The organism is Streptomyces sp. DG1A-41 (genome assembly GCF_037055355.1).
Taxonomy (GTDB): Bacteria; Actinomycetota; Actinomycetes; order Streptomycetales; family Streptomycetaceae; genus Streptomyces.
The window spans coordinates 2,749,080-2,770,800 of record NZ_CP146350.1 but is presented as its reverse complement, the minus strand read 5'-3'; the positions used below and the strand labels follow the sequence as shown (position 1 = coordinate 2,770,800).

Genomic DNA, 21,721 nt, shown 5'->3' with positions numbered 1-21,721 from the left:
GCACGACTGCCCGCAGCTAGGTGTCCAGTCCGGCAGCCTTCCGTTCCTCCGGCGTCAGCGGCGGAGCCGTCAGTGCCGGCTTCAGGGGCCCCACCGCCGCCGCCACCAGCACCGACGGCGTCAGCAGCACCCCCGCCCCCCGTTCCAGTGACGTCACGTCCGTCACCCGGCGGGCGATGCGGCCGTTGCCCGTCGCCGTGTACATCAGCCGGTCGACGTACGCGGTCACGAGCCGGTCCCGGAGCGTGGGGCCCTGCTCCGTCGCGCCCGGGTAGAAGACGTCCTGCCCGATCGCCAGGTCCCAGGCCGCGCCGACCGGGCGGGACACCGCCTTCTGGATCAGCCGGGACAGCCCGGGAGCCGCCCAGCCGTGCCGCCGTACCGTGTCCCGCAGGAGCAGGGCGCTCTGCGCGGCGACGGCCAGGCCGTGTCCGTAGACCGGGTTGAACGCGGCGAGGGCGTCGCCGAGGACGGCGAAGTTCGCGGGCCACACCGGCATCCGCTCGTAGAAGTGCCGGCGATTGACGGTGGTGCGGGTGAACGCCACGTCGGACAGCGGATCGGCCTGTTCGAGCAGCTCGCCGATGACGGGGTGCCGCAGTTCCTCGCGGGCGAAGCGGACGAAGTCGTCGTTCTCCGGGGACGGCCTGGCCGCCCCGGGTGCCGCACAGGGTGACGATCCAGCGGCCCTCCTCGATGGGCAGCAGGAAGCCCGCCCGGCCCGGTCCGCCGTCCCGCCGGTCGGGCTGCACGTTGATGACCGGGAAGTCGTCGCGGGCCGCGGCGGGGGCCAGGTAGAGGCGGCTGGCGTACGCCAGGCCCGCGTCGACCTCGCGTCGCTCCGCAAGGGGCAGGCCGAGGGCGGTCAGCCACCGGGCGGCCTGGGAGCCGCGGCCCGAGGCGTCGACGACCAGGTCCGCGTCGAGGGTCCGCTCGGGGCCGTCGCCGGGCCGGATCCGTACGCCCGTGACGGCCGCGTCCGTGCCGGTCAGGCCCACCGCCTCCGCCCGCTCGACGAGCTCGATCCGCCGGTCGGCCAGCACGCGGGCGCGGACCGTCGCGTCCAGCAGGTCCCGGCCGGCGAGGATCACGTGGTGGGACTCGGCCCAGCGCCGGAACCAGCCGCGCGTGCCCAGGGCGACGACGTCCGTCGTGACCGGCAGCCGGTTCGCCCCGGCCTTCCTCAGCGCCCCGGTGATCCCCGGCAGCAGTTCCTCCATGGCCCGCGCACCGCCCGACCAGAGCATGTGCGCGTGCCGGGCCTGCGGCAGCCCCTTGCGGGGGCCGGGAGCGGCGGGCAGCGCGTCGCGCTCCACGACGACGACCCGGTCGGCGACGTCGGCCAGGGCGCGGGCCGCGAGCATGCCGGAGTGGGATCCCCCCAGGACGACGGCGGTTCTGGCGGGGGTGGGACGGTCAGTCATGCGCGGGCGTTCTCTCTCCCGGGGGCGGCCGCGCGTGAGCGTACCGCCTCGATGTGGTCGCGGTGGCGCAGGGCCAGGGACACGGCTTGGATCTCCTGGAGCAGATAGGCGGTGTCGGGGCCGGACGGGGAGGCGGCACTGTCGGTCCGCGGGGCCCGCTCCCGCGCGGCGACGGCGTCCAGGATCGTGACGGCGGCGGCCAGGGCCTTCGCCCGGCCGGGCTCGAAGCCGAGGTCCAGGGCGGCGTCGTAGGAGCGTTCCCGCAGGTCCTCGTCGAGGTGCCGGGAGAGCTGGAGGAGCACGTCGCGGATGTACGTCTCGCGGCGGATCAGGCGCAGTTCGCCGGTGGCGCGCGGGGTGAAGGGGGCACCGCCGCGGTTCACGGTGCGCAGCAGCAGGTAGAGGGGGCGCAGTTGCCAGTGGGCGAGCCGGATGCGCCAGCGCTCGTGCAGGTACTGGCCGCCGTGCGGGATGATGAAGCCGATCGCGACCATGGTGGCCGACAGACAGGCGGCCGAGGGTGCCAGGTAGGTGCTCAGCCAGTCCAGGTCGTGGCCGGTCATCCGGGCGATGACGGCGGTGAGTTTGGTGACGTCGAAGAGCAGGTTCGTCGCGTAGCCGACGCCCAGGAGCCGCAGCCCCCAGCGCAGCCAGGCGTCGAGGCCGTCGGTGCGGACCCAGTTCCAGATCAGCCGGGCCGTGACCGAGCAGGCCACGGTGTGCGCGAGCAGGTAGAGCAGGATTCCCTCGCGCATGAAGGGCGTGTTGGCGTAGTACGTGTCCAGGTCGCGGCGGCGTTCCACGGGGACGTCCGCGAGCCAGAACAGCACCCACAGGGCGACGACCACGCCCGCGTAGGCGAAGACGACCCAGCGGGCGGCGCGGCGCGTCGAGGACGAGCGGTCGGCCAGGCCGTTGCGCCAGGCGACGATCAGCAGCAGCCAGGACGCGCACAGCGCGGTGAGCAGCGAGTACACCAGCGGTGCCGCGATGTTCGGCACGCCGGTGACGCGGTTGGTCCAGCCGATGACCGACGGGGACGCGAAGACGAACACGGCACAGGCGAACAGCAGCAGCCCGCCGACGGCCCGCAGCATCGGGTCCCGCCACATCCTCACCAGGCTGGGCAGCTTGATGACCAGGGCGATGGTCAGCGCCCCGATCGGCAGCCAGAAGGAGACGGAGTAGGCGCCGAGGACGTCCCGTGCGTGGGTCATCGCGCGCCGCCTCCGCGTCCGCGGTAGCCCATCGACCGCCGCACCGGATCGAGGGCCGCGTCCGGACCGTCCGGGACAGTGCCGTTGGCGAAGGCGCGGAACACGGCCGCCAGCCGGTGCCCGAACTCGTCGGCCTCGGCCTCGTCCCGCTCGCGCGAGCCGTCCCGGGCCGCCACGGTCAGCGCCGCGGACTTCCAGCCGGGCTCGCGGTCCAGGGCCCGGGCCACCGCCGTACCGGCGACGTGGTGGTGGTCGTGCCCCGCGTGCAGATGCCACAACTCATGCCCGAGGATGACCAGTTGCTGCACCGCCTCGGCCCGCTCCTCGACGATGACCAGGTCGAAGTCCTGGAACTCCACCCACAGCCCGGTCACTTCGATCTCGTCGGGGAAGCGTTCGAAACGCAGCTCGACGGGACGTCCGCCCCGCCGCGTGCTCATCTCCGCGCACAGCGCCCGGCACAACGACCGTACGTCGGCCGGGACCTGTTCCCGCGCCCGGACCGCGGCGGCGAGCTCGGCGGCCAGGCCGCGCATGGCGGAGCCGCGCCGCGAGCGCCTGAGCGCGGCCGTGACTCGGGCCGCCCTCGTCCGCGCGCCCGCGAAGTCCATCGCTCCCCCTTCTCACCGCCGGCCGACGGCTTGGCCGCGCGTCCGAGACTACGCGCCCCAAAGTGTGCGCGTCATGCGATCGGATGTCCGTAGTTCAACAGGGAACGACCGAACTCGCCCAAAAGTCCTGCCCAAACTTTCTGTCCGATCCATTGACGCGCAAGCGCTTCGAACTTACGGTCCCGTTCGAAGTTACGAGCATTATTCGGTATATCGAACAGTAAGGGCAGGGCATGGGACGACCTGGCCTGAATCGCAGGCAGCTTCTCGCAGGGCTCGGCGGGATCTCCGTCGCGAGCAGCTTCGGCTTCGCCGCGCTCGGCACCGGAGCCGACGCACTCGCCTCGGACGCCAACACACGGGTGCGGTACTGGAATCTCTTCAGTGGCGGCGACGGCTACAACATGATCGCGATGCTCAACTCCTTCCGTAAGGACCATCCGGACATCGCGGTGAAGGACTCCACCCTCCAGTGGGGCAGCCCCTTCTACACCAAGCTCGCCATGGCGGCCGCGGGCAACCGCGCACCCGACCTCGGCGTCATGCACATGGGCCGGGTGACCGGGTTCTCGCCCGGCCGTCTCCTGGACGCCTGGGACGTCGACCTGCTTGCCAAGTACGGGGTACGGAAGCAGGACTTCAACCCCCAGCTGTGGAACCGCGGCGTCATCGACGGCAAGCTCTACGCCGTCCCGCTCGACAGTCACGTCCAGCTCTGCTTCTACCGCAAGGACGTGCTGAAGAAGGCGGGGCTGCTCGGCGACGACGGCCGGATGGTGCCCGTGACGTCGACCGACGAGTGGTTCGACGTGCTCAAGGAGGCCAAGAAGGCCACCAAGCGGGGCCTCCAGACCATCGGCATATGGAACAGCGACCAGAACTTCCAGTGGTGGTTCTTCGTCGCCTTCTACACCCAGCTCGGCGGCACCTGGTTCAACGACACCGACACCGAGGTCACCTTCGACACCGACAAGGCCACCCAGGTCCTGGAGTTCCTGCGCCGGCACATCACCGAGGGGTACGCCATCCCGAGGTTCGGGGGCACCGCGAGCGCCGAACAGTTCGTCAACGGCTCCCCCTTCGTCTGGGAGGGCAACTGGTCGGTGCCGGTCTACGACACGGCGAAGATCGACTACGGCGCGACCCCGCTGCCGCCCGTCTTCGGCAAGCCCGCCACACACGCCGAGTCGCACGCCTTCGTCCTGCCGCACCAGTCCGACCGCGGCGGCCCCGCCAACGAGGGAGCCCACCAACTCGCCGCCTACATCATCAGGCACGCCCAGCAGTGGGCGCTCGGCGGCCACATCCCCGCCTACCGGCCGGTGCTGTCCACGGACGCGTACAAGAAGATGAGCCCGCAGAACGAGTACGTCTCGGCCATGGACCACCAGGCCACCGAACCGAAGGTGTGGTTCGCCGGCTCCACCGGCATCCTCGCCCAGCGCGTCGGCCCCATCGTCGTCTCCTCCACGATGGGCTCCGCCGAGCCGGACACCGCCGCCCGCCGGATGAAGAGCGAGCTCACCAGGCTGCTCGCGTCGAAGAACCCCATGGACGGCAAGACCGCCGCGCAGGGAGGTGCGGTCGCATGACCACCAGCGCTCAGACCGTCTTCGCACCGGCGCGCGCGAAGACCGCCGCCGACACCGCCACCGTCCGCCGCAAGCAGGGCTTCCAGCACGGCGGCTGGTTCGTCGCCCCGTTCCTCACCCTGTTCGCGCTCTTCGTGATCTGGCCGCTGCTGCGCGGCGTCTACCTCAGCTTCACCGACGCCAACATCTCCGGCGACAACGCGAACCTCGTCGGCCTCGACAACTACCGCGAGGCCCTCAAGGACCCGCTGATGTGGGACACGCTGGGCCACAGCGCCTACTTCACGCTCCTGGTCGTGCCCTGCATCGCGGTCCTCGCCTTCTTCCTCGCGATGCTCGCCCACCACATCGAGCGCGGCAAGTGGCTGTGGCGGCTGTGCTTCTTCGCCCCGTTCCTGCTGCCGTCGACCGTGGCCGCCAACCTGTGGCAGTGGCTGTTCAACCCCGGCACCGGAATGATCAACCACGTCTTCGGCCTCGAGACGCCGTGGCTGTCCGACAAGTCCTACGCGATGCTCGCGGTGGTCATCTGCACGCTCTGGTGGACGGTCGGCTTCAGCTTCCTGCTCTACCTCGCCGCGCTCCAGGGCATCCCCGACCACCTCTACGAGGCCGCCAAGCTGGACGGCGCGAACGCCTGGCACCGCATGGTCCACATCACCCTGCCGATGCTGCGCAACATCACCGGCCTCGTCGTCGCCCTCCAGGTCCTCGCCTCGCTCCAGGTCTTCGACCAGGCCGTCGTGATGATGGACTTCAGCCCGGGCCCCGAGGAATCGACCCGCACCATCGTCCAGTACACCCTCGAAGAGGGCTTCACCAGCTACCGCGTGGGCTACGCCTCCGCGATCTCCATCATCTTCTTCCTGATCATCGCGTCCGTCGCCGTCGCGCGGATGTGGCTGCTGCGCAAGCGTGAGGAGGGCGTGCGATGACCGCCACGCAGATCCGCGTCAGGGACCCGAAGGCCCGCAAGCCCTGGACCCCCAGCCAGATCGTCCTCACCCTGCTCGGCGTCGCCGTCTCCGTGGTGTTCATGGCGCCGCTCGCCTGGGCCCTGTTCACCTCCCTCAAGTCCGAGACCGAGGCCGTCGCGGTGCCGACGCACTGGCTGCCGAAGGACTGGACCACCCAGGCCTGGAAGGCCATCCTCGAAACCGGCAACATCACCAACTGGTTCGTGAACTCCGTCGTCGTCTCCGTCTGCGTCACGGCCGTCGTCCTGCTGGTCAGCTCCCTCGCCGGATACGGCTTCGCCCGCACCGAGTTCCGCGGCAAGAACGCCCTGATGGGCCTGGTCATGGCCGGCCTCATGGTCTCGCCCGCCGTCCTCGGCGTCCCGCTGTTCACCACCGTCCAGCAGATGGGCATGGTCGACACCTACTGGGGCATGATCCTGCCGCAGTGCGCGCCCGCCGCGATGGTCTACATCCTCTACAAGTTCTTCCAGGGCATCCCGCGCGAACTGGAGGAGGCCGCGTTCATCGACGGCGCGGGCCGCTGGCGCGTCTTCTTCACCATCGTCCTCCCGCTCTCCCGCCCCTCCCTCGCCGCGGTCGGCATCTTCACGTTCATCGCCTCGTGGAACAACTTCCTCTGGCCGTACATGGTGACCAACAACCCCGACCTGATGACCATGCCGAACGGCATCGCGACCGTCATGAACTCCTACGGCATCCAGTGGGCCCAGCTCATGGCCGGCGGCCTGATGGCGGGCCTGCCCCTGATCATCGTCTTCGTCTTCTTCCAGAGGCAGATCGTGGCGGGCGTCGCCCACACGGGATTGGCGGGACAGTGACCCTGCGCAGAACCCTCACCGCCCTGGCGGCGGCCACCCTCCTGGCCCTGCCGCCCCACACGGCACAGGCGGCGGAGACCTACCCCGACCCCCGCCCGCTCACCGGCCAGCAGATCATCCACGACCCGACCGTCTCCCGCCTGAAGTCCGGCGGCTACGTCGCCTACTCCACCGGCGGCATCATCGGCGCCCGCCTGTCCGAGGACGGCAGGCACTGGACCGACGCCGGCAACGCCTTCGCCGAGCCCCCGGCCTGGTGGTACGAGTACAACGACAAGGCCGACCCCTGGGCCCCGGACCTCTCCCGGCGCGACGGCCGCTACTGGCTCTACTACGCCGTCTCCTCCTGGGGCAGCAACCACTCCGCGATCGGCGTCGCCACGTCCCGCACGGGCCTGCCCGGCACGTGGACCGACCACGGCAAGGTCTTCACCTCGGAGCCGACCGACACCTGGAACGCCATCGACCCGGCGATCATCCGCGCCGACGGCAGGCTGTGGATGTCCTTCGGCTCGTACTGGACCGGCATCCGGATGGTCGAGCTGAACCCGAAGACGGGCAAGGCGGTCCCGGGCGCCCGGGTCCATCACCTGGCCACCCGCCCGGACGCCCCGTACGCCGTCGAGGGCCCGTACATCGTCAGGCACGGCCGCTACTACTACCTCTTCGCGTCCTACGACGCCTGCTGCCAGGGCGTGAACTCCACGTACAAGATCAGAGTGGGCAGATCGACGTCCGTGACCGGCCCGTACGTCGACAGCACGGGCAAGCCGCTGCTGGAGGGCGGCGGCGACCTGGTACTCCAGGGCCACGGCCGCTACATCGGCACGGGCGGCGAGTCGGTCTTCCGGGACCGGGGGAAGGATGTCCTGGCGTACCACTACTACGACGCAGAGGACTCGGGGACGCCCAAGCTCGGGCTCAACACCCTGCACTGGACAAGAAACGGCTGGCCAACGCTCCTTCCTTAGGGGCGCGGGGCCGTGCTCGATGTGCGGCTCCGCCGCGCTGGCGCGCCCAGCCACGAACCACCCGCAGACGGAACTGAACCTCGAAAGGCAAGCATGCACACCGCCCGCTTCACCCTCGACCCCGCTTTCACAGTCGGTGAGGTCGACCCCCGCCTTTTCGGCAGCTTCGTAGAACACCTCGGCCGCTGCGTCTACACCGGCATCTTCGAACCGGACCACCCCACAGCCGACGACAAGGGCCTGCGCCAGGATGTCCTGGACCTCGTCCGCGAACTCGGCGTCACAGCCGTCCGCTACCCGGGCGGCAACTTCGTCTCCGGCTACAAGTGGGAGGACTCGGTCGGCCCGGCTGAGAATCGCCCTCGCCGCCTCGACCTCGCCTGGCACTCGACGGAGTCGAACCGCTTCGGCCTCTCCGAGTACATCGACTTCCTCCGCAAGATCGGCCCCCAGGCCGAGCCCATGATGGCGCTCAACCTCGGCACCCGAGGTGTCGCCGAAGCCCTCGAGCTCCAGGAGTACGCCAACCACACCGAGGGCACAGCCCTGTCGGACCTCCGCGTCACCCACGGCGACAAGGACCCCTTCGGCATCAAGCTGTGGTGCCTGGGCAACGAGATGGACGGCCCCTGGCAGACCGGCCACAAGACCGCGGAGGAGTACGGCCGGGTCGCCGCCGAGACGGCCCGGGCCATGCGCCAGATGGACCCCGGCGTCGAACTCGTCGCCTGCGGCTCCTCCAGCCAGGCCATGCCGACGTTCGCCGAGTGGGAGGCGACCGTTCTCAAGGAGACGTACGACCTCGTCGACTACATCTCGCTGCACGCCTACTACTGGCCCGAGAACGGCGACATCGACTCCTTCCTGGCCTCCGCCGTCGACATGGAGTCCTTCATCGACAACGTCGTGGCGACCGCCGACCACGTGGGCGCGAAGCTCAAGTCGAAGAAGCGGATCAACCTCTCCTTCGACGAGTGGAACGTCTGGTACCTGCCCGAGTGGGAGTCGCACGCGAAGACCTTCGAGCAGGACGACTGGCCCGAGGCCCCCCGCCTCCTGGAGGACAACTACAGCGTCACCGACGCCGTCGTCTTCGGTTCGCTCCTCATCGCCCTGCTCCGGCACGCCGACCGCGTCACGGTCGCCTGCCTCGCCCAGCTCGTCAACGTCATCGCGCCGATCATGACCGAGCCGGGCGGCCCGGCCTGGCGGCAGACCACCTTCTTCCCCTTCGCGCAGGCGAGCAAGTACGGCCGCGGCCAGGTGCTCGACGTCCGCGTGGACTCGCCGACGTACGAGACGAAGAAGTACGGCGAGACGGACCTGCTGCACGCCACGGCCGTACGCGCCGAGGACGGCACGGTCACGGTCTTCGCGGTGAACCGCAGCCGCACCGAGGCGCTCCCGCTCGAGGTCGCCCTGAACGGCCTCGACCTCACCCGCGTCGTCGAGCACAGCGTCCTCGCGGACGCCGACCCCGACGCCCGCAACACCCTCGACGATCCCGAACGGGTCGCCCCGCACGCGGCCGACGGCACGGCTCTCCAGGACGGCACGCTGAGCACCGTCCTGGAGCCGCTGTCCTGGAACGTGCTCCGGCTGGCGTGAGGCCCCCGGTCAGCGTTCGATGCGCAGCTGGGCGGACGAGGACGGCGAGGACGACGTCGTCCCCACCGCCCAGTAACCGCCCGAACCCGGCACGGCGGAAAGGGAGTTCATGACGACGGGGGTCGTGGCCACCGGCCCCCGCTCGCTCACCCAGGCCGTGCCGTCCCACCGCAGGTAGTGGGCCCGCGTCTGGTCCCAGAAGTCCCACCCGGCGATACGGTCGGGCCGCCCCTGCGCGTCACCCACGATGCCGCTCAGCATGCCGACGCCGAACGGTGCCGTGACGCTCTCCCAGCTGCTGCCGTCCCCGTGCAGCAGCCGGACGCCGGGGGGCTTGCCGGGCGGGCCGCCGACGCCGTAGTCGTAGCCGGTCATCCAGATGTCGTCGCGGGCGACCGCGAGCAGCCCGGTGAAGCCGGCGCGGATGCCGCCGGGCGCCGGAAGCACGGTCCAGGCCGCTCCGTCCCAGCGGGCGACCAGCTCACTGCCGTAGACCCAGACGTCGCCGCAGGACGCGCGGTGGATGCCGTAGGGCGGGATGGTGGTCGTGGCCGGGGGTGCCTCCAGCCAGGTCCACCTGCCCCGGTGGCCGTGCAGCAGCACCGAGCCGTCGCTGTTCCGGCCGGAGACCCACACGTGCCCCCGGGGTCCGGTCGTGACGGCGGCGAGGGACGTGCCGGGCGCCCCGCGCCCGGGGAAGTCGGCCTCCCGCCACGTCAGTCCGTCCCAGGCGAGCAGCCGGGCGGTGCCGGAGGTGTCGGTGCCGACGGCCCAGGCGCGGCCGTCGGACGCGGCGGCGACGGAGCCCAGATAGCCGCCGAAGCCGAAGTCGGTGCGCTGCCAGGCGGTGCCGTCCCACACGAGGGTCAGTGCCGTCCCCCTGACACTGCCGCTGCGGCCCTCCTCGCCCACGGCCCAGGCGAGGTCCGGGCCGGATGCCGCCACGTCGAGCAAATGGGCGGCCGGGGTGGCCGCGGGGGCGGCGACCGCCTCCCATGTGCGGGCCTCACCCAGGAGACCGGGAGCCGCCCAGGCCGTTCCGCCCCGCATCGAGGCGAGCCCGGCCCCGACCAGTCCGCCTAATCCACCGATGAAACGCCGTCTTCGCACGAGGTTCCCCTCCCTGTCGGCAGCCCTGAAAGGCCAACACGGTGGCCCAGCCTGCCCGAGAAGGCAATGCGCGGGGACGGCTCGATCCGGTCACACCGGCTTGACGGGAACCCCTCCGGCGGCGGCGCCCAACAGTGTGAGCCGGACATCCCCCGGGCCCGACGGTGTGGTTCCGTCGGACAACACCGCCAACGCCAGTGTGTTGGCACCTCGTGTGCGGAGGATCCCGTTCTGCAGTACGAACGTGTGCTGCGGGCCTACGTCGTTGATGTATTGGCCCATGTTCCAGCCGTTGAGGAAGATCTGGACCCGGTAGGCCCGCTTCGGGTCGTCGTCGAGGACGAGTCCGACGGAGGCGTCGACGCCCGGGGGGACGTCCAGCCGGAAGTCCGTCCGGTACCAGGTGACGCCCTGCCGCCGGTCGGCACGCGGCAGTTCGGCGTCCTTCCAGTCCCCGTCGTCGTACTCCGGGAGATGCCAGCCCTGGCGCTCCCCGTACAGCCCGCCGTTGTTCACGGCCCCGCGCACCGGGTCGTGCGTCGACGCGCCCTGGATCCGCCAGGTCACCTTCGGGGAGGCGCCCTTGAACGTGACGGCGGTCAGCCCGCGCGCGGCCTTGTGGGTGTCGAGCGCCCTGCCGTCCATGTCGTGCTGCATCCGCCGGACGAGCACGGACAGGACGTGCCGGTCACCGCTTGCGCGGCGGTCCTCACGGAACCTCTTCCGCAGTTCCTTCGGCAGGGCGAAGGTGGCCTTGGCCGTCCACGTCCCCTGCCGTGCCCGGTCCTTGTCCGGCACCGGCATCCGGTGCGTGCCCAGCGGCTCGCCGTCCAGCCAGGCCATCAGCAGGCCCTGCGTGCCCGTGCTGTAGTCGAGGGACACGGACTCCAGGCCGCTCGCCTCCGTCCACTCGCCCCGGTACCAGACGTCGCCGTAGTGGAAGCCGTAGTCGTCGGCGAACAGGACGGGCTGCCCCTCGGGCACGGGCGTCGTGCTGAAGGACGTCTTCTTGTCGGCCGTCGTCCAGCCCGAGTCGTCGAAGCCGGGCTCGGCCTCCGGGTTCTCGGTCCGCCGCCGCCAGCCGTCGAGGGCGGGCAGGGCCGGCGCGGTCACGCCCGGGAGCGGGCGGAGCGCCAGCAGGCTGCCGGAGGCGCTGATCCGGGTGGGCACCGGGCGCCCGTTCCACGTGACATGGGTGATCCCGCGCGGCCCCCACACCTCCAGGCCGGTCTCGCCGGTGGTGTCGCCGGTGAGGTGGACCGTGGAGCCGCGCAGGGCGGCCGAGCGCAACAGCGCCGGGCCGTAGACGAGGAGTGGGCCGGACGGCGTCTCGTAGGGCCACAGCCGCAGGGCCGTCGCGTCGTCGGCGAACAGCAGCAGCATAGGAGTGTCCACGCCGTCGCCCTCGACCCGCACCCGGCTCAGCCCGCCGGCGCCGAGCGGTGCGGTGACGTTCAGCTTGCCGAGGTTCCAGGACCACGCGGGCTCCGCGTCCAGCCGCATGGGCGTCGGCTCGTCCGCGCAGTCCAGTACGACCTGCGCCAGATCGCCCCGCCGGCCCGTGAACACGGCGATGTCCTGCCGCCCTGCGGTCAGGCTCAGCATGGGCTGCACGGTGGCGTGCACCAGCGTCCGCTTCCCGAGTCTCAGCCCGGCGGCGATCAGCTTGGCGTCCCGCGCCGGGACCGTGACCGGCACGTCGATCCCGGCGTCGGGCAGCGTCGAGGTGACCGCCTCACGGGAGTCGTTGCGCAGGACGTAGAAGTGGGCGCCGGTGTCCGGGTTGGCCAGGTGGTAGACCTTGATCCGCTCGTCGGCGGCCCGTACGGCCTTCGCCCGGTTCAGCCTGGCGAGGTCCGGCACGTACCGCAGCAACTGCCCGATCTGGTGCATCGGGGCGAGCTTCGAAGTGGCGTTGCGGGCTTCGTCGAAGGCAGCGCCGTAGTCGTACGACGTGTAGACGACCGGCGCGGGCAGCCAGCCCCAGGAGGTGCCGCCGTACGTCATGTAGACGTTGTGCAGCGTGATGCCGTTGGCGAGATTGGTGAGGTAGAAGCGCCGCTCGTACGCCGCGTCCCGGGTCCGGCCCGCCTCGGCGTACCCCTTGCCGTCGAACCAGGACCCGCCCCACGGGTCGAACCAGCCCCCGCCGAACTCGGGCATGAACCCGGGAGTCCGCGGACTGGCCGTGGCCCCGCCCTTCGCCCCGCCGGTCCCGAAGTGTCCCCAGTCGGGCGGCACCTCGTCCGGCTCCGGGTATCCGTCGAACCCGTACAGCCAGCGCCCCTTCTCACCGCCGGTGCCGAACGACCCGGGCACCCAGTCCCCGTTCCGCCCCTTGTCGTTGTGGAACAGCGGCACGTCGATGCCGTCCTTGCGGACCTTCTCGTACAGGTACGACATGTAGGCGCGCCCGGTCGGCTCGTCGACGTGGGCGTCGTACTCGTTCTCGATCTGGTACAGCAGCACCGTGCCCGTGCCCCGGGTGAACAGGCGCTTCGCGACGATGGCGTTGACGGCGGACAGCCACTCGTCGACGTACCGCAGATACGTCGGGTCGGAGGTCCGGGCCGTGCCCTCGGTCGCGGTCAGCCAGCCGGGGAAGCCGCCGGCGTCGATCTCCGCGTTGATGTAGGGGCCGGGCCGCAGGATTACGTACAGACCGGTCTCGGCGGCCATGCGCAGGAACAGGTCCAGGTCGCGCACACCGGTGAAGTCGTACCGGCCGGGGGCGGGGGAGTGGTAGTTCCAGGCGACGTACACGCTGACGGCGTTGTAGCCGTGCGCACGCATCTTCTCCAGCATGTCCCGCCACAGGGAAGGGCTCGGCAGCCGGAAGGGGTGCAGCTCGCCCGACCAGAGCACCAGACGCCGGCCGTCGACCAGCAGTGAGTACCGGTCGAAGCCGATCTCGTGCCGCCTGCCGTCCGCGCTCGGCACCGGTGGCGGCGGGCCCGTGGGCACGTTCCGTGCCGTGTGGGCGGAGGTCGGCGACCCGCTGCCGGTCAGCGCGAAGCCGAGCGCCGCCGTGCCGGCGAGAGCGTTGAAGGTACGCCTGCTGAGCTCCAAGGGAGCGCCTCCTGTTGTGCTGCCGTGCCGTGCGTGGTGCTGGTGGGTCATGGTCTACAGGCCGATCGCGACAACGGCCGTACGAGGATCCCGGCAGGTGCGGACTACGCGGTACGAGCGGTCGTGGAGCCGGCCGTCCGGCAGGGCGGAGGACCGGTCAAGGCGGAGACCGTCGCCCCCGCGCAGGACATCCCCCACAAGTTCCTGGAAGGGATCCTCGGCGATCCGCGGCGCGGTGGTGTCGTCGACAGCCGGCGCGGCGGGAGCGGCGGCCACCGGCTGGCTCGGGAGGCCACGGAGATCACGGTCGCGGACGTGCTCCGGGCCGTGGACGCACCGATCGTCTCGGTGCGCGGCGAGCGCCCGACCGGCCTCGCGTACACCGGCACCGCCGAGCCGCTGCTGCCGCTGTGGATCGCCCTGCGCGCCAACGTGCGCAGGATCCTGGAGGGCGTGACGATCGCCGACCTCGCGGCCGGTGCGCTGCCCGAGCCGGTGGAGCGGCTGGCGGCGGAACCGGCGGCCTGGGAGAACCCGTGACGGGCCGGGGCCTGGGAGAACCCGTGACGGGCCGCGTCCGCGGGGGAGCGGGTGGGTGATGCTCATCGCGTCCTCGGGGTGTCCTGGTCTCACGCACTGGTAACGCACCTTATGCGCCCGCCGGTACTGCTGGTGCCGACGGGGCCCGCGCGGACGCGCCCCGCGCCCCTTCTCCCGGTGTGATCCCGCCACTGTGAATGGCCGGAGACCGCCCTGGCCGGCCCCTCCCGCCCTGCGTACGATGCGACCGCTCCCGGCCTCCACAGCTCCTTCATGCAATGGTCACAGGCCGGGCGTGCATGCGCTGTCATCTTGACATGCACATGCCCATTCCATGTTCCACCCCCCACGAACGGATGGGAGAACCATGGCCGGTGGCCTGCTTCTGAGCGGCGCGATCGCCGCGCTCCTCACCAGCGCACTTCCCGCGCAATCCCCGTCCTCCGGGTTCGACAACCCGCCTCCGGACAAGATCGTCATCAAGGTCGCCACCGTGAACGGCTCCGGCTGCCCCCAGGGCACGGCCGCGGTCGCCGTCTCCGAGGACAACACGGCCTTCACGGTGACCTACAGCGACTACCTCGCCCAGGCCGGCGGGGGCTCCGATCCCACCGCGTTCCGCAAGAACTGCCAGCTCAGCCTGATCGTCCACGTGCCCCAGGGCTTCACGTACGCCATCGCCAGCGCCGACTACCGCGGCTTCGCCTCCCTCCAGCGCGGTGCGAGCGCCACCCAGAGAGCCTCGTACTACTTCCAGGGCTCCCCGAGCACGGCGTCCCGGAGCCACCCCTTCAGCGGCCCCTACAACGACAACTGGCAGGCCACCGACGAAACGGACTGGGCCCAACTGGTCTACGCACCCTGCGGAGTCCAGCGCAACTTCAACATCAACACCGAACTCCGGGTCAACGCCGGCACGCAGTCGGCCGACAAAGTCAGCTTCATGACGATGGACTCGACGGACGGGGACATCAGCACGGTGTACCACATGGCGTGGAAGGAGTGCCCGAAGTCCTGACGGGACGAGGGGTGGCCCGCCGCCCTGGCGGGCCACCCCTGGCTCCGGGAGCCTCAACTGCGGCGGCCTGTGTCGGCCCCGGCCAGCGCCGTACCGAGAAGCACGTATGCGGCGAGGGCCAGGACCGGTATGTGCCCGCCCGCGCGGTCGATGTCGTTGGTGAAGTACCCGGACAACCCCAGCCAGACGAACCCACCGACGGCCACCAGCACGGTGTTGCCGGTCTCCCCCATCACTCGCATGCCGGCCCACAGCAGAAGGGGCATGAGAATCCAGGAAGCGGCCGTGGTGAGCAGGAACTCGAAGGCGCCGGCGAACATCGCGTCTCCGCTCGCGGCCGCGCTGTCGCGTGCCCCCGCGAAGCCGGCGTACATGAGGGAGTGGCAGGCCGCGGTGGAGACGGCGACGGTGACGGCGCCTTTGACGAATCGTACGTACCGCATGGCGGGAAGTTTCCCTCTTCGCAGGCGGATGGGCCCCGATACAGGTGCGTGGGGCCACTGCCGAGATCTTCGTGATGCGCGGTCTCGCAGGCGCGGGATCCCGGGCTCTGCGTGCGTGCCGGCGGAGTGGTCAGTTCGGGGCCTGGGGCGTGAGTGCCGCCGCGGTGGCCTGTGCGAAGGCTTCCGGGTTGTCCAGCATGACGTTGTGGCCGCAGTCGGGGACGGGGACGACCGACACCCCCGCCTCAATGAGGGCGTCCGTGCCCGGGAGAGGGCCGTCCGCCTCGGGGAACAGGAAGGTGCGGGGCATCTTCAGCTCCAGGAGGAGTTCGCGCATGGTGGGGGTCGTGCCGCGGGTGAGGTGGTACGCGCTGCGGTGGAGGGCCTCGCGGCCGGCCAGACGCATGGTGGACCACCAGTGGGTGCCGGCCCGGTCGCGGACCTCCTCCCATCCGCCCGCCAGGAACTCCTGCTCCGAGTAGGCGGCGATGCCGCTGCTGCCCGAGGCGCCCGGCCTGCGCGGGATCGGATCCAGGTTGGCGTCGATGAGCACCAGCCGGGAGACCAGGTGGGGGTGGCGGGCGGCCAGGACGATCGCGACCGAGCCGCCCATACTGTGGGCGATCAGCTCGGCGCCCGAGACGCCAGCGGAAGTCAGGGCACCGGCGAGCGCGTCGGCGTGGGATTCCAGTGTGTAGTCGAAGCCCGTCGGGCGGTCGCTGATGCCGTGGCCCATCAGATCGATCAGCAGTGAACGGCGTCCGGCCAGCCGGGGATCGACCGCGACTTCCGTGAAGTAGACGGGCGAGGTGGCGCCCAGCCCGTGCACGTAGACGCGCGGCGGTTCCTGCCCCGGCAGTTCGACCCAGCGGATCTGATCACCCTCGGGCGTTACGGCGACGCTGCGCACTGTCTGCTCTCCTGCGGTCATGATGACGGGAGAGACGAGAGTAACTACCCGGGACGGATACGCCATGGAGTTCTTCTGCTATCACCGCGATCGACCCGGCTCCCTGCCGTTGCGTGAGGGACTGGGGGAAGCGCACTGGGCCTATATGGACCAGTACGACGCGGAGTTGGTCGCCCGCGGCCCCACCTTCGGCAGTGACGGGGAAACGCCCACCGGCAGCGTGCACATCGTCGACCTCCCGGATGCCGCCGCCGCCCGCGCGTTCGCCTTCGACGAGCCCAACTACCAGGCCGGCGTGTACCGGGACGTCCTGCTGCGCCGCTGGCGCAACCTCCTGGGCCGCACCATGTGGGACTTTCCCGGGGGCCGGACGAGCGGCAACCGCTACCTCGTCCTCGTGCTTCGGCTCGGGCCCCGCCGCCGACCTCGACGTGCCGGCCGACCGGGACGGGCTGATCGCGTACGGGCCACTGCTGTCGGACGACGGTGCGGTTTGGGTGGGTACGGCCGCGCTGGTGCGGGCCCCGGACGCGGAGACGGCGCGTGCCGTGCTGAGCCAGGAGAGGTACGACGATATCGAAGCGCATGCTTGGGAGTTCGGCGGACGACGGTGACGAGCGGGCCCTGCGGTCACAGGTCGGGGACGCCGTCGCCCGCAAGCGGGCGGCACGCGCCGCGCAGCCCAGGCCCGTGCCCGCGCGGCCCGGGCGGCAGCGAAGCGAACAGCGGCCCGTCGTGCGGCGGCCCGCAAGGCGGCGGCCCGCCCGAAGCCGCGCGCCGAGCCCCGCTCCCAGCCGAAGTCACGCCCTAAGCCGTCGCAGGTGAAGCGGGCGGTGAAGAAGGGTCCTGGTCGACGCGCTCGCCGAACGCTGGGAGGTGCTCGACCGCGAGCCTCCCGGCAAGACCGTGCGTGCCGAGGTCGACGTGCCGGGGTGGCTGTCCTTGCCCAGAGATCCGGCCGGTGGTGACAGGTGCTGCGCGAACCATTGACGCGCAAGGCGTTCGATTCTACGTTCCGTTCGAACTTGCGATCGCTGTTCGAAATATCGATCAGTCACCCCCACCGCAAGGAGGACCGTATGAGCCGCTCCATCCTGCGCAAGAGAACCGCCCTGCTCGCCCTCCCCACCGCCGTACTGCTCGCCCTGATGCCGAGTGCGGCGTCCGCGTACCCCAACCCCGGCCGGGTCACCGGCGACATCGTCACCCACGACCCGTCGATGATCCGCACATCGTCCGGCCAGTACCTGCTCTACGCCACCGGCGGCGGCATCGCCAGCAAGACCTCCAGCGACCGCACGGCCTTCCGGAACGGCAGCGACGCCTTCTCCAGCAGGCCCGCCTGGTGGCGGAACTACTCCTCCGTCCCGGAGGCCTGGGCGCCGGACATCTCGTACCACGGCGGCAAGTACCTGATGTACTACTCCGTCTCGAAGTTCGGCTCGAACACGTCCGCCATCGGCCTGGCGACCTCCAGCACCGGCCAGCCGGGCAGCTGGACCGACCAGGGCACGGTCTACACGTCGAACTCCTCCAGCGACTTCAACGCCATCGACCCGAACCTCTTCGTGAACGACGACGGAAAGTGGTGGCTGTCCTTCGGCAGCTGGTGGACCGGGATCAAGATGATCCAGATCAACCCGTCCACCGGGAAGCAGTTGTCCGGCAACACCACGCGGTACTCGCTCGCCTCCCGCCCCACCGGCACCAAGGCCGTCGAAGCGCCCTTCATCGTCAAGCGGAACGGTTACTACTACCTCTTCGCCTCGTACGACACCTGCTGCAACGGCACCAGTTCGACGTACAAGGTCAAGGTCGGGCGCGCGTCCAGCATCACCGGGCCGTACCACGACAAGAACGGCGTCGACATGAGGAACAACGGCGGCACGCCCGTCCTGGAGTCGCACGGCAGCATCATCGGACCGGGCGGCCAGTCGATCATGAACGACGTCGACGGCGACCTGATCGTCTACCACTACTACGACGGCAATGCCAACGGCACCCCCAAGCTTGGCGTCAACCTCCTGAACTGGAGCAGCGGATGGCCCGTCGCCTACTGACCCTGCTGGCCGTGCTGATGCTCGCCCTCAGCCTCGGCCAGCCCACCGCGAGTGCCGCCTCGTTCGCCAACCCGGTCAAGTCCGTCAAGGGCGCCGACCCCTGGATCTCGTACCACGACGGCAACTACTACCTGGTGACGACCAGTTGGACCGACGTCATCACCATCCGCAAGTCCGCCACCCTCGCCGGGCTCTCCACCGCGCCCAGCGTCCAGGTGTGGAAGGGCGACGCCGCCTCCCGGTGCTGCAACATCTGGGCGCCGGAGCTGCACTTCGTCAACGGCCGCTGGTACCTGTACTACGTCGCCGGGCAGAACGTGTCCGACTACAACCCCACGCAGCGCAGCCATGTGCTGGAGAGCGCCGGGTCCGACCCCATGGGCCCCTACACCTACAAGGGGCAGCTCAACTCCGCCTGGATGCTGGACCCGAGCCTGATGAACGTGGGTGGCCGGCTGTACATGCTGGGCAGCGCGATCACGGGCGGGACGCAGAACCTGGTCATCGCACCGATGTCCAACCCGTACACCGTCAGCGGCTCCTACTCGACGATCTCGACCCCGACACACGCCTGGGAACGGCAGGGCGGCACCGTCAACGAGGGCGCGGAGGTGCTCCAGCGCGGCGGCCGGACCTTCCTCGTCTACTCGGCGAGCGGCTGCTGGACGCCCGACTACAAACTCGGGCAACTGGAGCTCACCGGCTCCGACCCGCTGTCCGCCTCCTCCTGGACGAAGAAGTCCACGCCCGTCTTCCAGCGCAGTGACGCAGGCGGCGTGTACGGGCCGGGGCACAACGGCTTCTTCACCTCACCCGACGGCCGCGAGAACTGGATCGTCTACCACGCCAACGACTCCGCCTCCGAGGGCTGCGACAACGGCCGTACGACCCGGGCCCAGAAGTTCACCTGGAACTCCGACGGCACCCCGAACTTCGGCACGCCCGTCCGGCTCGGGGCGAGCATGCCCGGCCCGTCCGGCGAACCGGCATCCGCCGCCACGACCTACACCGTCTCCAACCGCAACAGCAACAAGTGCCTGGAGGTGGCGGGGAGTTCGTCCGCCGACGGGGCCAACGTGCAGCAGTACGCCTGCAACGGGGGCGCCAACCAGCGGTGGCGGCTGGAGGACCTCGGGGACGACACCCACCGTCTGGTGAACGTCGCCACCGGCAAGGTGCTCGACACCGCCGCCTGCTCGTCCGCCGACGGTGCCGACCTGCGCCAGTGGTCCTGGCTGAACAACACATGCCAGCGCTTCCAGTTCGTCGCCACGGACGGCGGCTACGTCCGCATCGCCAACAAGGCCACCGGCAAGGTGGCCGACGTGGCCGACTGTTCGACGGCGGACAGCGCGGACGTACGCCAGTGGACCTGGCTCAACAACAATTGCCAGCAGTGGAAACTGACCGCGGTATAGCTCCCTAGGGGCGCGGGGCTGTGTTTGATGTGCGGCTCAGCCGCGTGGGCGCGATCAACCACGACGCACCCGCACCCGCACGACTACCCGGCCTGCCCCATCCCCGCCGCGTTGGGCCACGCCTGCGCCCCCGGCCACCCGGTCGCCGGCGCAGGCGACAACCCGTTCGTCCCCCGGACCTGCGCGGCGGTCAACCCACCCCGCGCGGGGACCCCCGGCGGGGTGGGCCCGGTCGCGGCCGGCACGGAGCCGGCGCCTGAGCAGGGACCGGCGCCGGTGCTGGGGTCGGGGACGGGAACGGCGCCTGCGCCACAGGCGCCAGCGGCGCCAGCGGCGGCGCGGCCATGGGCTGCGGCGTCGGCTGCGGCACGGGCTGGGGCGCCGGCTGCGGAACGGCCTGCGGCACCGGCTGAGGGACAGGTTGGGGCACAGCCTGCGGCATCTGCTGCTGCCCCATCTGCCCGACGTGACCCATCTGCCCAACGTGCCCGACCTGCGCAGCCGCCGACATCGGCATCCCCGCCCCCGCCGACCCGGCCGACGCGGCAGCCGGAAGCGGCATTCCGGTACCGGTACCGGTACTGCCCGGGGCCGACGGCCCCGGGCCACCCGCACCGACGGCCTGAGCGGCAAGGCCCCGCATACCGGATCCGTTGGTCTCGCTCACCAGACGGTCCACCGCCGCCGTACCCGAGCTGTAGCTGGTCCCGTTGCCCAGCTCGGGTACGGCGGCTCCCCTCCTGGACGTCCCGTAGAGCACCTGTTCCAGGCCGGACACCAGGCGACGCACGTCCACCTGGGGGCGCACGACGAGACGCAGGAAGCGGCTGGACGAACCGATCTTGTTGCCGCACTCGCGGACCAGGATCCGGTGCTCGGTGAGCATCCGGTCCCGGACCACGGTGCCCTCGGCGCCCACGGGGAGGCGCACGAAGAGGAAGTTGCCCTGCGACGGGTAGACCGTCAGCCCGGGCAGGGAGGACAGCTGGCTGGACATGTCGAGGCGGTCGCGCCGCACCTGCTGAAGGCTCTGCGCGTACTCGGCACCGTGCTCCTTGAGCATGAAGACGACATGTTCGGCGAAGGAGTTGAGGTTCCACTTCGGGAGCATCGACCGCACCCGCCCGGCGAGCGCCGGGTTGGCGACGAGATAGCCGAAGCGGATGCCGTGCAGGCCGAAGTTCTTGCCGAGGCTGCGCAGCACGATGACGTTGGGCCGCAGCATCGCCTCCTGGACGACGGACGGTTCGGCCTCGGCGTCCGCGAACTCCAGGAACGACTCGTCGATGACGATCAGATCGAGGTCGGCCATCGCGTCCATGAACTGGACGATGGCGTGCTTGTGCAGGAAGCCGCCGTCGGGGTTGTTGGGGTTGCAGATGACGGCGACGCGCGTGCCCCGGGCGCGGATGAACTCGGCGTACTGCGCGAGGTCGAGGGCGAAGCCGCTGGACTCCTGGAGCGGGAACATGTCGACCCGCTTGCCGGTCTCCATGGGCTGGTCGGTCCAGCGCCCGAAGGTGGGGACGGGGATGGCGAGGGACTCGCGGACGAGCAGGTGGTCGATCCAGGTGATGAGCTCGGTGGAGCCGTTGCCCATCGCCACGCACTGCGGCGGCAGCTGGAGCAGGCTGCACAGCTCGGCCGTGATGGTGTCGGCGCTGCTCGGGTAGTACGTGATGATGTCGCGCAGTCTGGCCGACATGTCGTCGAACATGGCCGGGGTGGGGAAGTACGGGTTGCAGGGGATGCAGAAGTCCACCGGCCCGGCGCCGTCGCCGCCCTCACGTGTCAACGCCGCCATCGACGGGCTGTGCGCCGCGGTGCTGCGGAACAGCGACGTGACGTTGTCGGCCATGGAACCTCCGTATAGGGCGGGTCCGTTGGGGACGGCCGGACCCGACGTTTAAGGGCGGCCCGCGCGGGGGAGCG

15 protein-coding genes and 3 pseudogenes are annotated in these 21,721 nt (G+C 70.6%); 10 read left to right on the top strand and 8 right to left on the bottom strand.

Annotated features, from left to right (window positions below; all coding sequences use genetic code 11):
- Positions 1-16 precede the first annotated feature (16 nt).
- The 3 genes and pseudogenes from V8690_RS12965 to V8690_RS12955 form a co-directional block, all read right to left on the bottom strand.
- Positions 17-1,424, bottom strand: a pseudogene (locus V8690_RS12965) (pyridine nucleotide-disulfide oxidoreductase).
- Positions 1,421-2,641, bottom strand: coding sequence for an MAB_1171c family putative transporter (locus tag V8690_RS12960; protein ID WP_338778448.1), 1,221 nt, complete (start codon positions 2,639-2,641; stop codon positions 1,421-1,423). The pseudogene V8690_RS12965 and the gene V8690_RS12960 overlap by 4 nt, the downstream one beginning before the upstream one ends.
- Positions 2,638-3,252 (bottom strand): toxin-antitoxin system, toxin component family protein, encoded by a 615-nt coding sequence (locus V8690_RS12955; RefSeq protein ID WP_338778447.1) that lies wholly within the window; start codon positions 3,250-3,252, stop codon positions 2,638-2,640. The genes V8690_RS12960 and V8690_RS12955 overlap by 4 nt, the downstream gene beginning before the upstream one ends.
- A gap of 233 nt (positions 3,253-3,485) precedes the next feature.
- Here V8690_RS12955 and V8690_RS12950 point away from each other — a divergent pair, with 233 nt between their 5' ends.
- From V8690_RS12950 to V8690_RS12930, 5 genes are all read left to right on the top strand, one after another.
- A complete protein-coding gene (locus tag V8690_RS12950) occupies positions 3,486-4,844 on the top strand; it encodes an extracellular solute-binding protein (RefSeq protein WP_338778445.1) in 1,359 nt (452 codons plus the stop codon).
- Positions 4,841-5,779, top strand: coding sequence for a sugar ABC transporter permease (locus V8690_RS12945; protein ID WP_338778444.1), 939 nt, complete (start codon positions 4,841-4,843; stop codon positions 5,777-5,779). The genes V8690_RS12950 and V8690_RS12945 overlap by 4 nt, the downstream gene beginning before the upstream one ends.
- Complete coding sequence (locus V8690_RS12940) at positions 5,776-6,642, top strand: carbohydrate ABC transporter permease (protein ID WP_338778442.1); 867 nt, start codon at positions 5,776-5,778, stop codon at positions 6,640-6,642. The genes V8690_RS12945 and V8690_RS12940 overlap by 4 nt, the downstream gene beginning before the upstream one ends.
- Entirely contained in the window at positions 6,639-7,613 is a 975-nt protein-coding gene (locus V8690_RS12935; RefSeq protein WP_338778440.1) for an arabinan endo-1,5-alpha-L-arabinosidase, read from the top strand. Before V8690_RS12940 ends, V8690_RS12935 begins: the two co-directional genes overlap by 4 nt.
- Before the next feature lie 93 nt (positions 7,614-7,706).
- Positions 7,707-9,221: an alpha-N-arabinofuranosidase gene (locus V8690_RS12930; RefSeq protein WP_338778439.1), complete on the top strand. Its 1,515-nt coding sequence runs from the start codon at positions 7,707-7,709 to the stop codon at positions 9,219-9,221.
- A gap of 9 nt (positions 9,222-9,230) precedes the next feature.
- Here V8690_RS12930 and V8690_RS12925 read toward each other — a convergent pair whose 3' ends face one another.
- Positions 9,231-10,331, bottom strand: a complete 1,101-nt coding sequence (locus V8690_RS12925) for a hypothetical protein (RefSeq protein ID WP_338778438.1) — start codon at positions 10,329-10,331, stop codon at positions 9,231-9,233.
- Positions 10,332-10,421: 90 nt separating this feature from the next.
- Positions 10,422-13,400: a beta-galactosidase gene (locus V8690_RS12920; protein WP_338778437.1), complete on the bottom strand. Its 2,979-nt coding sequence runs from the start codon at positions 13,398-13,400 to the stop codon at positions 10,422-10,424.
- A 42-nt stretch (positions 13,401-13,442) separates the two neighbouring features.
- On the opposite strand from V8690_RS12920, the gene V8690_RS12915 reads away from it, so the two are divergent.
- Both V8690_RS12915 and V8690_RS12910 read left to right on the top strand, forming a co-directional pair.
- Positions 13,443-13,940 (top strand): Rrf2 family transcriptional regulator, encoded by a 498-nt coding sequence (locus V8690_RS12915; RefSeq protein ID WP_338778435.1) that lies wholly within the window; start codon positions 13,443-13,445, stop codon positions 13,938-13,940.
- A gap of 367 nt (positions 13,941-14,307) precedes the next feature.
- Positions 14,308-14,958 carry a DUF4360 domain-containing protein gene (locus V8690_RS12910; RefSeq protein ID WP_338778433.1) on the top strand — a complete coding sequence of 217 codons (651 nt, stop codon included), beginning with the start codon at positions 14,308-14,310 and terminating at the stop codon, positions 14,956-14,958.
- A 53-nt stretch (positions 14,959-15,011) separates the two neighbouring features.
- Here V8690_RS12910 and V8690_RS12905 read toward each other — a convergent pair whose 3' ends face one another.
- Both V8690_RS12905 and V8690_RS12900 read right to left on the bottom strand, forming a co-directional pair.
- On the bottom strand, positions 15,012-15,401 hold the full coding sequence (locus V8690_RS12905) for a hypothetical protein (RefSeq protein WP_338778431.1): 390 nt from the start codon (positions 15,399-15,401) through the stop codon (positions 15,012-15,014).
- A gap of 130 nt (positions 15,402-15,531) precedes the next feature.
- The gene (locus V8690_RS12900; protein WP_338778428.1) at positions 15,532-16,311 is read right to left on the bottom strand and encodes an alpha/beta hydrolase; all 780 of its coding nucleotides are present in this window, start codon (positions 16,309-16,311) and stop codon (positions 15,532-15,534) included.
- A 64-nt stretch (positions 16,312-16,375) separates the two neighbouring features.
- Between V8690_RS12900 and V8690_RS12895 the strand changes: the two are divergent.
- The 3 genes and pseudogenes from V8690_RS12895 to V8690_RS12885 all read left to right on the top strand — a co-directional run bounded on the left by V8690_RS12895 (position 16,376) and on the right by V8690_RS12885 (position 19,789).
- A pseudogene (locus tag V8690_RS12895) lies at positions 16,376-16,925 on the top strand (YciI family protein).
- A 465-nt stretch (positions 16,926-17,390) separates the two neighbouring features.
- Entirely contained in the window at positions 17,391-18,371 is a 981-nt protein-coding gene (locus V8690_RS12890; protein WP_338778427.1) for an arabinan endo-1,5-alpha-L-arabinosidase, read from the top strand.
- On the top strand, positions 18,353-19,789 hold the full coding sequence (locus tag V8690_RS12885; RefSeq protein WP_338778426.1) for a family 43 glycosylhydrolase: 1,437 nt from the start codon (positions 18,353-18,355) through the stop codon (positions 19,787-19,789). The genes V8690_RS12890 and V8690_RS12885 overlap by 19 nt, the downstream gene beginning before the upstream one ends.
- An 83-nt stretch (positions 19,790-19,872) precedes the next feature.
- Here V8690_RS12885 and V8690_RS12880 read toward each other — a convergent pair.
- Positions 19,873-21,647 (bottom strand): annotated as a pseudogene (locus V8690_RS12880) (histidinol-phosphate transaminase).
- Positions 21,648-21,721: the final 74 nt, after the last annotated feature.